Genomic DNA, 12,586 nt, shown 5'->3' on the forward strand with positions numbered 1-12,586 from the left:
ATGATGCCCGGTCAGACTTCGTACGGCAGCGCCATATGAAGCACAAGGTTAGCAGGGCTTTTCTGCTGGTGCGGTAAATTTCCGGTACACTTTGCCAGATAGAGCGCTGCCGCAAGGCGTCACGGCAATCAGGAGGATAAGAGTCAATGCAGGATTCACAGTTTGATGTGGTGGTGGTGGGCGGCGGCATGGTCGGTGCCGCGCTGGCCTGTGGCTTGGCGCAGCAGCAGTTTCGCGTGGCGGTGATTGAGCGTGCCGAACCGGTCGCGTTTGATGCCAGCCTTGCGCCGGATATACGCATCTCCGCCATTGGTGCGTCATCGGTGGCGCTGCTGCGCCAGCTCAATGTCTGGCCGCGCGTCCAGGCGATGCGCAGTGCGCCCTACCGCAAGCTGGAAACCTGGGAGTGGCAAAGTGCGCACGTCACCTTTGATGCGGCCGCGCTGGGCATTCCCGAACTGGGCTATATGGTGGAAAACAGCGTGCTGCAGCGCGCGCTGTGGGAGCAGATGCAGCAGGATGGCGTAACGCTACTGTGCCCGGCCTCGCTGCAGGCGTTACAGGCGCACAGCGGCGGCTGGCAGCTTCAGCTGGACGATGGCACCACGCTGGACTGCCAGCTGGTGGTGGGAGCCGATGGGGCTAATTCGCGCGTGCGCCAGCTGGCGGGTATCGGCGTGCGCGGCTGGAACTATGCGCAATCCTGCATGCTAATCAGCGTTGAGTGTGAACATGACGCCGGCGATGCCACCTGGCAGCAATTTACCCCGGACGGACCGCGCGCGTTTCTGCCGCTGTTCGATCGCCACGCCTCGCTGGTGTGGTATGACGCGCCGGCGCGGATCCGCCAGCTGCAAAATCTGCCGCTCAGCCAGCTGGCCAAAGAGGTACAGGCCAACTTCCCGGCGCGCGTCGGCCGCTTCCAGGTGAAGAACGCGGCGTCGTTTCCGCTGGTGCGCCGCCATGCCACGCGCTACGTGCTGCCGGGCCTGGCGCTGGTGGGTGATGCCGCACACACCATCAATCCGCTGGCCGGGCAGGGCGTTAACCTCGGCTATCGCGATGTGGATGCGCTGATTGATACGCTGGTGGATGCACGCAGCCAGGCGCAGCGCTGGGCATCGCTGCCAGTATTGCAGCGATATCACCGCCAGCGCTACAAGGATAATTTGCTGATGCAAGGCGGTATGGATCTGTTCTATTTCGCCTTCAGCAATGCGCTGCCGCCGCTGCGTGTGGTGCGTAATCTTGGGCTGATTGCGGCAGAAAATGCCGGCGTGCTGAAGCGTCAGGTGCTGCGTTACGCGCTGGGATTGTAAACAAACCGGGCGCCGCAGTCGTGGCGGCGCCATCAACTCTGCGTTACACAAGGCGTGAAATTCCGGAACGACAAAAACAACAAAGCCCGCAAAAGCGGGCCTGTTGTGCAATTTGGCTGGGGTGCAGGGATTCGAACCCCGGAATGCCGGAATCAGAATCCGGTGCCTTACCGCTTGGCGACACCCCAATAGGTGTTTGGTCAAATTGTCTTTGTATGGCTGGGGTGCAGGGATTCGAACCCCGGAATGGTGGAATCAGAATCCACTGCCTTACCGCTTGGCGACACCCCAATTTGTTTGGTGGCTACGACGGGAATCGAACCTGTGACCCCATCATTATGAGTGATGTGCTCTAACCGACTGAGCTACGTAGCCAGATTGTACTGCTTTACTGCGCCCGATGATGGCTGGGATACCTGGATTCGAACCAGGGAATGCCGGTATCAAAAACCGGTGCCTTACCGCTTGGCGATATCCCATTCGTCGACTCGTATCCACGAGAGTGCATCGGATTGGCTGGGGTACCTGGATTCGAACCAGGGAATGCCGGTATCAAAAACCGGTGCCTTACCGCTTGGCGATACCCCATCCGGCTGCCGAAGACTGAAATGGTGCGGGAGGCGAGACTTGAACTCGCACACCTTGCGGCGCCAGAACCTAAATCTGGTGCGTCTACCAATTTCGCCACTCCCGCAAAAAGATGGTGGCTACGACGGGAATCGAACCTGTGACCCCATCATTATGAGTGATGTGCTCTAACCAACTGAGCTACGTAGCCATCTTTTTTCGCGTTACCTTCATCGGCGTTGCGGGGCGCATTATGCGTATTGAGCTTTGTAGCGTCAACAAATTTTTTGCCGTTTTTTGCCTTAACGCGCCTGTTTGTCTGGCTTGTAACCAGGCTGATGATTTATTCGGCAATTTTCGATCGTATCCGCGCCAGATGCAAGAAAAAGGGGCCACAATGGGCCCCTTATACGCACAAAGAAAATGCTTATTTGTACGCTGACTGATGCACGCCTACCGCACGGCCAGACGGATCGTCCATCGATTTAAACGCTTCATCCCACTCAATGGCTTTCGCCGACGAACAGGCCACGGATGGACCACCCGGAACGCACTCTGCCGCGCTTGGCAGTGGGAACAGCTCCTCAAAGATCTCGCGGTACAGATACGCCTCTTTCGAGGTTGGCGTGTTGTGCGGGAAGCGGAAATGCGCCGTCGCCAGTTGCTGCTCGCTAATCTGCTTCGCCGCCACTTCTTTCAGCGTATCGATCCAGCTGTAGCCAACGCCATCGGAGAACTGCTCTTTCTGACGCCATGCCACGCTCTCCGGCAGGTAAGAGGAGAAGCATTCACGCAGAATGTGTTTTTCCATCTTGCCGTTGCTGCCGCACATTTTGTCTTCCGGGTTGATGCGCATCGCCACATCAAGGAATTTCTTGTCGAGGAACGGCACTCGCGCTTCCACGCCCCATGCCGACATCGCTTTGTTAGCACGCGCGCAGTCAAACATGTGCAGCGCCAGCAGTTTACGCACGTTTTCTTCGTGGAACTCCTGCGCGTTCGGTGCTTTATGGAAGTAGAGGTAACCACCAAACACTTCATCCGCACCTTCACCGGACAGCACCATTTTGATGCCCATCGCTTTGATTTTACGCGACATCAGGTACATTGGCGTCGACGCGCGAATGGTGGTGACATCGTAAGTTTCGATGTGGTAAATCACATCGCGGATCGCATCCAGCCCTTCCTGCACGGTGAAGTGAATTTCATGGTGCACGGTACCAAGATGATCGGCTACCGCCTGCGCCGCTTTCAGATCCGGCGATCCTTCCAGGCCGACGGCAAAGGAGTGCAGCTGCGGCCACCATGCATCGCTCTTGTCGTGATCTTCCACACGTTTGGCGGCAAAGCGCTTGGTCACCGCCGAGATGATTGAAGAGTCAAGGCCGCCGGACAGCAGCACGCCGTACGGGACATCTGACATCAGGTGGCTCTTCACTGACTCTTCCAGCGCATGCTTCAGGCCTGCGGCATCGGTAGAGTTTTGCGCCACGGCGGCGAAATCCATCCAGTCACGCTGCCAGTAACGACGGATTTCGCCATCGGTGCTGGAGAGGAAGCTTCCCGGCGGGAACTCTTTGATGCTGCGGCACACCGGCACCAGCGCTTTCATTTCAGAGGCAACATACAGGTTGCCGTGCTCATCGTTGCCCATATAGAGCGGAATGATGCCAATGTGGTCGCGACCAATCAGGTATTGCTGTTTGACGCTGTCCCACAGGATGAAGGCGAACATGCCCTGCAGGTCATCGAGGAAATCGAGGCCTTTTTCCTGATACAGCGCGAGGATCACTTCGCAGTCTGAACCAGTCTGGAACGCGTAGCGATCGCTCAGTTCTGCACGCAGCGCCTGATGGTTGTAGATTTCGCCGTTAACAGCCAGTACGTGGGTGTGATCCGCGTTGTACAGCGGCTGAGCGCCGTTGTTAACGTCAACGATGGACAGGCGCTCATGCACCAGAATGGCCTTATCATCCGCAAAGACACCAGACCAGTCCGGGCCGCGGTGACGCATCAGACGGGAACATTCCAGCGCTTTCTTGCGCAGTTCAACAGGATCGGTCTTCAGATCCAGCACACCAAAAATCGAACACATAACTGACTCCTGATCTCACCCTGTGGCGATGTTATTAACTTGTTTGTCCGGCAGCCTGCGCTGCATGATGTATAAGAAAATGCGCTAATTGATGGTGGTAACGCAAGCGAAATCACTAAAAGCTGAGAAAAAGATTATTGGCGTGGCTAAAAGTTGAATTTTATTCAATGAAATGATGTTTAAATTAGATAGTATCTAATGAATTGGCTGGTCTGGCGTTTTTGTGCGCAATCGTGGGGCTGCGTCAGCATTGAAACCAGAGCGCTGTGCCGCGCACATGAAAAAGCCCTGTACGCCACGGAAGCGGACAGGGCCATAAGCAGACAGCATGACGTTAATCAGAACAAATCGATATCGGCCACGGAAGGGTAGATCCAGTCAGGGCGGAACGGCATGGCGTCAATATCGCTCAGCGTGGAAACGCCGGACAGCACCAGAATGGTTTCCAGACCGGCCTGGAAGCCCGCCAGAATATCGGTGCGCAGGTTATCGCCCACGATCACCGTCTCTTCTGAGTGCGCATGCATTTTATTCAGCGCGGCGCGCATGATGTAAGGGCTGGGCTTACCGACATAGAACGGTTTGCGGCCGGAGATGGTTTCGATACCGGCACAGAGCGCGCCACAGGCCGGCACAAAGCCGCGGGCGTGGGTATCGGGATTGGTCGCGATAAAACGCGCTCCGTTAGCCACAAAGAAGGCGGCTTTATGCATCATCTCCCAGTTAAACGATCGCGTCTCGCCGACGATCACGAAATCCGGGTTGACGTCAGTGATGGTAAAACCGGCTTTGTACAGTTCGTGAATCAACGCGCCTTCGCCAATCACGTAGGCTTTTTTGCCCTCCTGACGACGCAGGAAATCCGCGGTGGCCATGGCGGAGGTGTAAAACACCGAATCCGGGATGTCGACGCCAGCGTTGGCAAAACGGTTGGCCAGGTCCTGAGCGGTTTGTGACGGATAGTTGGTCAGCACCACCAGCGGCATCTCTTTTTCCAGAATGCGCTGCAGGAATTCGTTTGCGCCTTTCACGGCGGTATTGTCGTGCATCAACACGCCGTCGATGTCACAGATTACGCTTTTGATGGTCATAGATGGCTTCCGGTCGGGCCTGCCAGACGGCAGGCTTCTCTATTATTCTTCCAGCAGGTGCTGCAGCAGAATGCCATTCAGCATAGCGCGTTTTGCCAGCGCGAAAGCGCCAATCGCCGAGCGATGGTCCAGCTCAGAACGCACCACCGGCAGATTTTTACGAAACGCATTCAGCGCCTGGGTATTGATGCAGCCCTCAATCGCCGGGAACAGCACTTTATCGGCATCGGTAATTTCGCCGGCCAGCACCACTTTTTGCGGGTTGAACAGGTTGATGGCGATAGCGATCGCTTTGCCGAGATAGCGGCCAACGTACTCGATCACTTCGCAGGCCAGCGCGTCGCCCTGATTGGCGGCGCGGCAGATTTGCGGCATCTGGCAATCATCCAGCGTCAGACTGCTGGGATAGCCCTGATTGAGCAGGTGGCGCACGCGGTTCTCAATCGCGCCATTAGCCGCGATGGTTTCGAGGCAGCCAAAGTTGCCACAGTGGCAGCGTTCACCGAGCGGATCGACCTGAATGTGGCCAATCTCACCGACGTTACCGTTGCTGCCGAGAAAAATGTGGCCGTTGGCGATAATGCCGGCGCCGGTGCCGCGGTGTAAACGCACCAGAATGGAGTCAGCACAGTCGCGGCTTGCACCGAAATAGTGCTCAGCCAGTGCCAGGCTGCGGATATCGTGGCCGACAAAACTGGTGACATTAAAACGTTTTTTCAGGCTGGCCACCAGCGGCCAGTGGCTGACGGCGATGTGCGGCATATAGCGAATGATGCCGTTAATCGGGTCGACCAGACCTGGCAGGATAACCGCAATGGCGATCAGCTCATGAATTTTACGCTGGTGCGCGCTCATAAAGGCACTGATGGCGTTGAACAGCGCGTTTTCCAGCGTCTCCTGCGTGCGCTCCGGCAGCGGATAATCTTCCTGCGCCAGCGATTTTCCGCTGAGATCGAACAGCGTCAGCGTGGCGTCATTGCGCCCCAGCCGTACGCCGATAGTGTGAAAATGGCGGGTTTCAGTGATGATGGAGATGGCGCGGCGCCCACCGGTGGAGGCCTGTTGCTCCACCTCTTTGATGAGGCCGCGTTCGATAAGCTGGCGGGTAATTTTGGTGACGCTGGCGGGCGCAAGCTGGCTGAGTTCGGCAATCTGAATACGCGAAATCGGCCCCTGTTGATCAATCAGCCGGTAAACAGCTGCACTGTTAAGTTGTTTGACAAGATCGACATTTCCTATTTGAGTCTGGCCGCCAGTGGTCATTCAGTACTTACTCGCTGAGGACGTTGTCTCCGTTGACGAACGTCTTAGTGATTTGATAATCGCGGGTAAAGACAGTGAGGTTGGCGACTTTTCCTGCTTCCACCGTGCCAAACTGCTTTTCCACACCCATTGCCCTTGCCGGATACAGGGTCGCCATGCGCAGCGCTTCATCCAGCGCGATACCACAATGTTCCACGCTATTCTGCACTGCTTCAATCATCGTCAGCGCAGATCCGCTCAGGGTACCGTTCTCATCTACGCACAGGCCGTCGCGATAGTATATTGTTTTACCTGCAAAAATGAATTGATCAATCGACGCACCGGCCGGCGCGGTGGCATCGGTCACCAGCACCAGTTTGTCGCCTTTGATACGTTTTGCATTGCGCACGTTAGCGTAATTGACATGTAAACCGTCTGCAATAATGCCGCAGTATACATCAGGCGAATCAAACAGCGCACCGATAAGACCTGGCTCACGACCGCTAAAGGCGCTCATGGCATTATACAGGTGTGTGGCAAAAGTGACGCCCGCGCTGATGCCCGCTTTGGCTTCGGCATAAGTGGCATTGGAGTGTCCCGACGAGACAATAATCCCGGCGTCACGCAGCTGGCGAATCACCGCGCTGCCCGCATTTTCCGGTGCCAGCGTAACCTTGGTGATGACGTCAGCGTTGGCGCACAGGAAATCCACCAGCTGCGCATCCGGCAGACGAATCAGCTGCGGATTGTGAGTGCCTTTCTTCTCTTTATTCAGCCACGGACCTTCCAGATGCAGACCCAGCGCCTGATTCTGATGCTTCGCCAGATAAGCGCGCATGGTTTCAACCGCGCGCTTCATCAGGGCATCGCTGCTGGTAATCAGCGTCGGCAAATAGCTGGTGCAGCCAGATTTTTCATTGGCGCGCTGCATGATCTCCAGCGTCTCCACGCTCAGCGCATCAATGTCGTCGTTGAACTGCACACCGCCGCAGCCGTTGAGCTGCAGGTCGATAAATCCGGGAGCGATGAACGCACCAGCCACGTCTTGTTGTGGAATCGCGGCGTCCAGCGCCTCGCGCGGGCAGACACGCTCAATCAGGCCATTGGCAATCACCACGGCGTGATTGTCCAGAACTTCGTGACCGGTAAAAATCCGGCCGTTAACTAATGCGTACATCATCTTATCTCCCGGCTGAACCCGCTGCCTTACACAGCAGGCCTTTTACAACGTGTTGTTACACACCCTTCATGTTTTCCGCTTCCATTTCGCGGAAATACTTCACGGTTTTCACTTTCAGTTCCATGGTGGCTGGCTCATCGCACACTACCACCGCTTTCGGATGCAGCTGCAGGCAACTGATGGTCCACATGTGGTTGACGTTACCTTCTACCGCCGCCTGCAGCGCCTGGGCTTTGACGTGGCCGGTCACCAGAATCATCACTTCTTCCGCATCCAGCAGCGTGCCGACGCCCACGGTGAGGGCATATTTAGGCACCTGATCGACATCACCGTTGAAGAAACGCGAGTTCGCCACGCGGGTGTCGTGCGTCAGGGTTTTAATACGGGTGCGGGAAGAGAGCGAAGAAGCCGGTTCGTTGAAGGCAATGTGACCATCGTTGCCGACGCCACCCATAAACAGGTGGATTTTACCCAGTGCACGAATCTTCTCTTCGTATTGGCGACATTCTGCGTCAATATCTTCGGCATTGCCATTCAGAAGATTGATATTTTCTGGTTGAATATCAACGTGATCGAAAAAGTTACGGTACATAAAGCTGTGATAGCTTTCCGGATGCTCTTTCGGCAGACCGACATACTCATCCATATTGAAGGTGATGACGTGTTTAAAACTAACCTGGCCCGCTTTATGCATCTCGATCAGGTGCTTGTAGGCTTCCAGCGGTGTACCGCCGGTTGGCAGTCCCAGTACAAAGGGACGGTCTGCGCTGGGTTTAAACGCATTGATGCGATTAACGATATGGCGTGCAGCCCATTTACCCACCTGGGTCGGTGTGGCCAAAGGGATCAGTCTCATGTCTTCACCTCAGTTAAGATTGGAAAGGTAGGGTCGCGTTTGCTGCTGCTGGCTGCTTATAAGGGTAACCCGTTTAAGCGTCGGCGGCGTTGGAAAAGTGCGACCTGATATTTTTCATCATAAAATAAGTTTGTGGTGGAGGCTAGCATTTCGCAGTGAAAAACGTCCATTTTGGTGATTAAAGTCACAGTTACACTGGTTTTAATTTGCGAGGCGAATTAATTTATCTTTACACTGCGCCTCGTGGTGAAGTGTGTCATCAAGGTACCGGGTGCCGGGATAATAAAATCAACCCGCATCACGGCAAAACGCCAGTCTCATAGGGGGAGAATAAGGTGAGTATTTTAGGATATCTGCAAAAGGTCGGCCGCGCGCTTATGGTGCCGGTAGCGACCCTGCCGGCAGCGGCAATCCTGATGGGGGTAGGTTACTGGATCGATCCGGATAGCTGGGGCGCAGGCAATGCGCTGGCGGCACTGTTGATCAAATCCGGTTCTGCCATCATCGACAACATGTCTGTGCTGTTCGCCATCGGTGTAGCTTACGGCATGTCAAAAGATAAAGACGGTGCAGCGGCCTTAACCGGCTTTGTGGGTTTCCTCGTGGTCACCACCCTATGTTCACCGGCTGCGGTGGCGATGATTCAGAAAATGCCGGTAGAGCAGGTGCCTGCTGCCTTCGGTAAAATCAATAATCAGTTTGTGGGTATCCTGGTGGGGATTCTCTCGGCGGAAGTGTACAACCGCTTCAGCCACGTTGAGCTGCCTAAGGCGCTGTCGTTCTTCAGCGGCCGCCGTCTGGTGCCGATCCTTGTCTCCTTCCTGATGATCGTGGTCGCCTTTATCCTGATGTACGTCTGGCCGATCATTTTCGGCGGTCTGGTGAGCTTTGGTGAGCACATCCAGAAGCTGGGCTCGGTCGGTGCTGGCGTGTACGCCTTCTTTAACCGTCTGCTGATTCCGGTTGGCCTGCACCACGCGCTGAACTCGGTGTTCTGGTTTGACGTGGCGGGCATCAACGACATTCCGAAATTCCTTGGCGGCGCGCAGTCTATCGCTAACGGTACCGGCATCCCGGGTATCACCGGTCGCTATCAGGCGGGCTTCTTCCCGATCATGATGTTCGGTCTGCCGGGCGCGGCGCTGGCAATCTATCACTGCTCACGTCCGGAAAACCGCGCCAAAGTCGGCGGTATCATGCTGGCGGCAGCATTCGCCGCCTTCTTCACCGGCATCACCGAGCCGCTGGAATTCTCCTTCATGTTCGTGGCGCCGGTGCTGTATGTGATCCACGCCGTGCTGACCGGCATTTCGGTGTTCATCGCTGCCAGCATGCACTGGATCGCTGGTTTCGGCTTCAGCGCCGGTCTGGTGGATATGGTGCTGTCGACGCGTAACCCGCTGGCGGTACACTGGTGGATGCTGATCCCGCAGGGGCTGGTGTTCTTCGCCATCTACTATGTGGTGTTCCGCTTTACTATTCAGAAATTCAACCTGCTGACGCCGGGCCGCGAGCTGGCTGCCGGTGATGAGACAGACGGCTACGATGTTAACGTCGATCACAGCAGCAACGGTGAGAGCGAGACCGAATCTTTGGCACGTCGCTACATCGGCGCGGTGGGTGGTTCTGACAACCTGACCAACATTGATGCCTGTATTACCCGTCTGCGTCTGAATGTGAAAGACTCTGCGCAGGTAAATGAAAGCGTGGCTAAACGCCTCGGTGCTTCTGGCGTGATTCGCCTCAACAAACAGAGCGTGCAAATCATCGTCGGTACGCAGGCGGAAAGCATTGCCACCGCGATGAAAACCGTGCTGAGCAAAGGCCCGGTGGCCGGCGCAGCGGCACCTGCTGCGGCAACCACCGCTGCGCCTGCGGCCGCTCAGCCACAGGCCGTGCGTAACAGCGAGAAAAAAGTGATTGCTACGCTGCTGGCGCCGGTCAGTGGTGAAGTGGTGGCGCTGGAAAACGTGCCGGATGAAGCTTTCGCCAGCAAAGCGGTAGGCGATGGCCTGGCGATAAAACCGAGCGATAAAACCGTTGTCGCGCCGGTGGCCGGAACCGTGGTGAAAATCTTCAACACCAACCATGCGTTCTGCCTCGAAGCAGAAAATGGCGTCGAGATCGTGGTCCACATGGGGCTCGATACCGTGGCGCTGGAAGGTAAAGGCTTTACCCGTCTGGTGGAAGAGGGCGCAACCGTCGCGGCAGGTCAGCCAATCCTCGAAATGGATCTGGACTTCCTTAACGCCAACGCGCGCTCCATGATCAGCCCGGTGGTAGTCAGCAACAGCGATGATTTCGCCGGACTGAATCTGCTGGCCGGCGGTACCGTGGTGGCAGGTGTTACGCCGCTGTACGAAGTGAAAAATTAATCCGTTTTGATCGTCACACAAGGCAGGAAGCAATTCCTGCCTTTTTTGTTTTAAAACGACCAACAAACGGTTGTTTCCCTTCAGCGCTTTGTGGATCATACTCCGTTACTTCGTGGTACCAATCACCCGCTATTGTTTTGAGGATTTTGAGATGAGTGAGGCTGAAGCCCGCCCAACGAACTTTATTCGTCAGATCATCGACGAAGATTTGGCGAGCGGTAAGCACAACAGTGTGCATACCCGTTTCCCGCCTGAGCCCAATGGTTACCTGCATATTGGCCATGCAAAATCGATCTGCCTGAACTTTGGTATCGCACAAGATTATCAGGGGCAGTGCAACCTGCGTTTCGACGACACCAATCCGGTGAAAGAGGATATGGAGTTCGTCGAATCGATCAAGAATGATGTGCAATGGCTGGGCTTTGAGTGGAGCGGCAACATTCGTTACTCCTCTGACTACTTTGACCAACTGTTCAACTACGCGGTTGAGCTGATCAACAAAGGCCTGGCCTACGTTGATGAGCTGTCGCCGGAGCAAATCCGTGAATACCGCGGCACGCTGACCGCGCCGGGCAAAAACAGCCCGTATCGCGATCGCAGCGTGGAAGAGAACCTGGCGCTGTTCCAGAAGATGCGCGATGGCGGTTTCGAAGAGGGCAAAGCCTGTCTGCGTGCCAAAATCGACATGGCATCCAGCTTTATTGTGATGCGCGATCCGGTGCTGTACCGCATTAAATTTGCCGAACACCACCAGACTGGCAACAAGTGGTGCATCTATCCGATGTACGACTTTACCCACTGCATCTCCGATGCGCTGGAAGGCATCACCCATTCGCTGTGTACGCTGGAGTTCCAGGACAACCGTCGTCTCTACGACTGGGTGCTGGATAACATCACCATTCCGGTGCATCCGCGTCAGTACGAGTTCTCGCGCCTGAATCTGGAATATGCGGTGATGTCGAAGCGTAAGCTGACGCAGCTGGTGAGCGAGAAAGTCGTGGAAGGCTGGGACGATCCGCGCATGCTGACCGTTTCCGGTCTGCGCCGTCGTGGCTACAGCGCGGCCTCTATCCGTGAATTCTGCCGCCGTATCGGTGTGACCAAGCAGGACAACATCGTTGAGATGGCGTCGCTGGAGTCATGCATTCGTGACGATCTCAACGAGAACGCGCCGCGTGCCATGGCGGTGCTGGATCCGCTGAAAGTGGTGATCGAGAACCTGCCGGCCGGGCATGAAGAGACCATCAGCATGCCGAACCATCCGAACAAGCCGGAGATGGGCACGCGCGAGGTGCCGTTTAGCCGTGAAGTGTGGATCGATCGTGCCGACTTCCGCGAAGAGGCCAACAAGCAGTACAAGCGTCTGGTGCTGGGCAAAGAAGTGCGCCTGCGTAACGCTTACGTCATTCGCGCCGAGCGCGTGGCGAAAGATGACGCCGGCAACATCACCTGCATTTACGCTACCTGTGACGTCGACACGCTGAGCAAAGATCCGGCCGACGGGCGCAAAGTGAAAGGCGTTATCCACTGGGTGTCGGCGATTCATGCGCTGCCTGCTGAGTTCCGCCTGTATGATCGCCTGTTCAGCGTGCCAAATCCGGGCGCGGCTGAGGATTTCCTCACCACCATCAACCCGAATTCGCTGGAAATCAAACAGGGCTTTGTTGAGCCGGGTCTGCGTGCTGCCAGCGCGCTGGCACCGTATCAGTTTGAGCGCGAAGGCTACTTCTGTGCCGACAGCGTTTACTCGCAGCCGTCGAAGCTGGTGTTCAACCGCACCGTGGGTCTGCGTGATACCTGGGCAAAAATCGGCGATTAATTTTGCTGCTTGATAGCACGATATGATCAGTTAAGGGCGAGC

Annotated in this window: 8 protein-coding genes and 7 tRNA genes; 3 read left to right on the top strand and 12 right to left on the bottom strand. The window is 56.0% G+C overall.

Annotation, left to right across the window (positions count from 1 at the left end; translation table 11 throughout):
* Positions 1-146 precede the first annotated feature (146 nt).
* Positions 147-1,319 carry a 3-demethoxyubiquinol 3-hydroxylase gene (ubiF, locus tag MXF20_RS00385; RefSeq protein WP_325967011.1) on the top strand — a complete coding sequence of 391 codons (1,173 nt, stop codon included), beginning with the start codon at positions 147-149 and terminating at the stop codon, positions 1,317-1,319.
* A gap of 113 nt (positions 1,320-1,432) precedes the next feature.
* Here the strand turns inward: ubiF and MXF20_RS00390 are convergent.
* From MXF20_RS00390 to nagB, 12 genes are all read right to left on the bottom strand, one after another.
* Positions 1,433-1,507 (bottom strand) — tRNA-Gln (locus tag MXF20_RS00390).
* A gap of 28 nt (positions 1,508-1,535) precedes the next feature.
* A tRNA-Gln gene (locus MXF20_RS00395) sits at positions 1,536-1,610 on the bottom strand.
* Between the two features lie 7 nt (positions 1,611-1,617).
* A tRNA-Met gene (locus MXF20_RS00400) sits at positions 1,618-1,694 on the bottom strand.
* 29 nt (positions 1,695-1,723) lie between these two features.
* A tRNA-Gln gene (locus MXF20_RS00405) sits at positions 1,724-1,798 on the bottom strand.
* Positions 1,799-1,832: 34 nt separating this feature from the next.
* Positions 1,833-1,907: transfer RNA gene (locus tag MXF20_RS00410), tRNA-Gln, on the bottom strand.
* A gap of 21 nt (positions 1,908-1,928) precedes the next feature.
* A tRNA-Leu gene (locus MXF20_RS00415) sits at positions 1,929-2,013 on the bottom strand.
* Positions 2,014-2,020: 7 nt separating this feature from the next.
* A tRNA-Met gene (locus MXF20_RS00420) sits at positions 2,021-2,097 on the bottom strand.
* Positions 2,098-2,313: 216 nt separating this feature from the next.
* The gene (asnB, locus tag MXF20_RS00425) at positions 2,314-3,981 is read right to left on the bottom strand and encodes an asparagine synthase B (protein WP_325967013.1); all 1,668 of its coding nucleotides are present in this window, start codon (positions 3,979-3,981) and stop codon (positions 2,314-2,316) included.
* 338 nt (positions 3,982-4,319) lie between these two features.
* Complete coding sequence (locus MXF20_RS00430) at positions 4,320-5,072, bottom strand: HAD-IIA family hydrolase (RefSeq protein WP_021508565.1); 753 nt, start codon at positions 5,070-5,072, stop codon at positions 4,320-4,322.
* A 42-nt stretch (positions 5,073-5,114) separates the two neighbouring features.
* The gene (nagC, locus tag MXF20_RS00435; RefSeq protein WP_021508564.1) at positions 5,115-6,335 is read right to left on the bottom strand and encodes a DNA-binding transcriptional regulator NagC; all 1,221 of its coding nucleotides are present in this window, start codon (positions 6,333-6,335) and stop codon (positions 5,115-5,117) included.
* 7 nt (positions 6,336-6,342) lie between these two features.
* Positions 6,343-7,491 (bottom strand): N-acetylglucosamine-6-phosphate deacetylase, encoded by a 1,149-nt coding sequence (gene nagA, locus MXF20_RS00440; protein WP_325967916.1) that lies wholly within the window; start codon positions 7,489-7,491, stop codon positions 6,343-6,345.
* A gap of 58 nt (positions 7,492-7,549) precedes the next feature.
* Entirely contained in the window at positions 7,550-8,350 is an 801-nt protein-coding gene (gene nagB, locus MXF20_RS00445) for a glucosamine-6-phosphate deaminase (RefSeq protein ID WP_325967014.1), read from the bottom strand.
* 341 nt (positions 8,351-8,691) lie between these two features.
* Between nagB and nagE the strand changes: the two genes are divergently transcribed.
* Positions 8,692-10,725 carry an N-acetylglucosamine-specific PTS transporter subunit IIBC gene (nagE, locus tag MXF20_RS00450; RefSeq protein WP_325967918.1) on the top strand — a complete coding sequence of 678 codons (2,034 nt, stop codon included), beginning with the start codon at positions 8,692-8,694 and terminating at the stop codon, positions 10,723-10,725.
* 151 nt (positions 10,726-10,876) lie between these two features.
* A complete protein-coding gene (glnS, locus tag MXF20_RS00455) occupies positions 10,877-12,544 on the top strand; it encodes a glutamine--tRNA ligase (RefSeq protein WP_325967016.1) in 1,668 nt (555 codons plus the stop codon).
* Positions 12,545-12,586 lie beyond the last annotated feature (42 nt).

This window comes from Pantoea dispersa, assembly GCF_035783935.1.
In the GTDB taxonomy this organism is placed as follows: Bacteria; Pseudomonadota; Gammaproteobacteria; order Enterobacterales; family Enterobacteriaceae; genus Pantoea; species Pantoea dispersa_C.